The following is a 2,182-nucleotide window of genomic DNA, read 5'->3' as shown; positions in this document are numbered from 1 at the left end:
CGACCCGCCGGCGTTCACCGTAGGCGACGAGTTTCAGGGCAGCTACCCGACCGTAGGCGCCGCGATCGATGCTGCCCTGGCGCTGCGGCTGGCCGTCGGCCCCGAAGTCGATGTCCGGTTCGGCATCGGCTGGGGCACGGTCAACATCCTCGATGCCGACGCGGGAATCCAGGACGGACCGGGCTGGTGGGCCGCGCGAGAAGCCATTCAGCAGACCGCGGAGGCTCAGCGGCAGCCCGGCTTCACGCTGGTACGCACCGCGTTCCGGGCGGACGGCGACACACGCAGCGACGCCGCCGCGGTCAACGCGGCCCTGATCTGTCGGGACCATCTGCTTGGATCCCTCGATGAAAGATCATTGCGGATTGTGAGGGGGTTGATGACAGGCCGAACCAAAAAAGAGCTCGCCACCGACGAGGGCATCAGCCCGTCGGCGGTGTCCCAGCGCGCCAGCCGCGACGGCTTGGACCTGATTGTCCTTGCCAGCCAATACCTTCGGAGTCTGCCGTGAGCGCCGTCGCGGTCTTCCTCATCGCGCTCGGAATCGCCGATCTCTGTCGGCGCGCGATCCGTGCGGTATGGCCGGCGCTGGCGATCGGACCGGTCGTGGTCATGGTGTGCGCGGCGGCGAGTGCCCTGTGGCATGCCGGCGACATCGGGTTGCTGGTGCTGGCCGCCGCGGCGGTGGTCGCCTGGGAGTCGCTATGCGTGCGAAGCGAACGCAGCGGCAGCCGGCACGTCGCCGCCTTGGCGGTGTTCGGCGTCGCGCTTGCGCTGCTGACCGTGCTCTCCGGATGGTCTTCGCCTGCCAGCGGCGCAATCACCCGGTGGTCGGCCTGGGTACACCTGCCGCTCACGCCCGTCACGCCCACCCGGTTGTTGATGGTCGTCGGCGTAGTCCTCGCCCAGTTCGCGACCGCAAATCAGCTGGTGCGCTTGGTGCTTGGCTCAGTGGGTGCGGTGCGGCCGGCTGGTCAGCCGCAGCCGTCGGACCGGCTCAAGGGCGGCAGGCTGCTGGGACCGATGGAACGGCTGCTGATCCTGAGCCTCGGCGTCGGCGGGCAGGTCGCTGCGGCCAGCGCCGTCGTCGCCGCCAAGGGCATCATCCGGTTCCCGGAATTGAGCGCCCAATCAAGCCGCGACGGTGGGGTCGGCATCGACGAGGTGACCGAGTACTTCCTGGTCGGCAGCTTCACCAGCTGGCTGCTCGCTTTGGGCGGCATCGGCCTTGTGCTGGCCACCAGGTAAGGGGTTGCACGCGTGTGATCGTGTCGGGAAACCGCGTTGCGGCATTCACAACCCGCAAGAGCAGCCGTTGGTCCGGCACACTATGAAAGTGGCAGCTGCACCAATAGCCCGGCATCTTTTGCGTGCCAAAGACCTCGTCGACGCGCGTTATCACGAGCCGCTCTCCGTCGCCGACCTGGCAACGGCCGCAGGCCTATCACCAGCCCACTTCAGTCGACGCTTCAAGCAGACGTTCGGCGAGTCGCCGCACCAGTATCTACTGACGCGGCGGCTCGAACGAGCCGCAGCGCTGCTGCGCACAACCGACTGGACGGTCGCCGCTGTTTGCTTCGCCGTCGGTTGGGAAAGCGTCGGCTCATTCACCACCAGCTTTCGCCGCATGTTCGGCGGCACGCCGCAGGCCTACCGGAACAACTTCCCGCCGGCCGACCGCTACGTGCGGATTCCACGCTGTGTCGCGCTGGCCTACGGGCGTCCACAAAACCGCACGTTTCGAGAAGACGGCGAACCCGCGACCTCCGTAGCTTCAAAACGACACATCGAAGTCAGGAGAACCGATGCTCAAGATCGCTAACGCGCAGTTCTGGGTGCATGACCAAGACGCGGCCCTGGAGTTCTACACCAAGACGCTCGGCTGGGAGATCCGCGCGGATGTGACGATGGAGGCGTGGAACTTCCGGTGGCTGTGCGTCGGACCCGTCGGGCAAGACGACGTCGGGCTGGTGCTGATGCCCGTTCCAAAACCACCAATGCTCGACGCTGGGGCCAGCGCGCAACTGGCTGAACTGGTGGCCAAGGGAGCAGGCGGCACCTTGTTTCTGGAGACCGACGATTGCCAGGCCCGCTACGACGAATTGTCCACTCGCGGCGTTACATTCAACGATCCTCCCACCCGGCAGGCGTACGGCATCGACACTTCCTTCCGTGACCCGTC

At 66.5% G+C, this 2,182-nt stretch carries 4 protein-coding genes; all 4 read left to right on the top strand.

From position 1 onward, the window contains the following. Window positions 1–511 (top strand): SatD family protein (locus VFW69_RS25150; RefSeq protein ID WP_526505784.1); only part of this gene is annotated, 511 nt, incomplete at its 5' end. Then, window positions 508–1,248, top strand: coding sequence for a hypothetical protein (locus VFW69_RS25145; RefSeq protein WP_526505782.1), 741 nt, complete (start codon window positions 508–510; stop codon window positions 1,246–1,248). The genes VFW69_RS25150 and VFW69_RS25145, both read left to right, overlap by 4 nt. A gap of 88 nt (window positions 1,249–1,336) precedes the next feature. After that, on the top strand, window positions 1,337–1,822 hold the full coding sequence (locus tag VFW69_RS25140) for a helix-turn-helix domain-containing protein (RefSeq protein ID WP_526505780.1): 486 nt from the start codon (window positions 1,337–1,339) through the stop codon (window positions 1,820–1,822). After that, window positions 1,806–2,182: VOC family protein (locus tag VFW69_RS25135; protein ID WP_526505778.1), on the top strand; the 377-nt coding region annotated here is incomplete at its 3' end. The genes VFW69_RS25140 and VFW69_RS25135, both read left to right, overlap by 17 nt.

Origin of the sequence: Mycobacterium sp. (assembly GCF_036273375.1) — a bacterium.
In the GTDB taxonomy this organism is placed as follows: domain Bacteria; phylum Actinomycetota; class Actinomycetes; order Mycobacteriales; family Mycobacteriaceae; genus Mycobacterium.
Note: the sequence above shows the minus strand (reverse complement) of the source record. Positions and strands in the feature narration are given on the sequence as shown.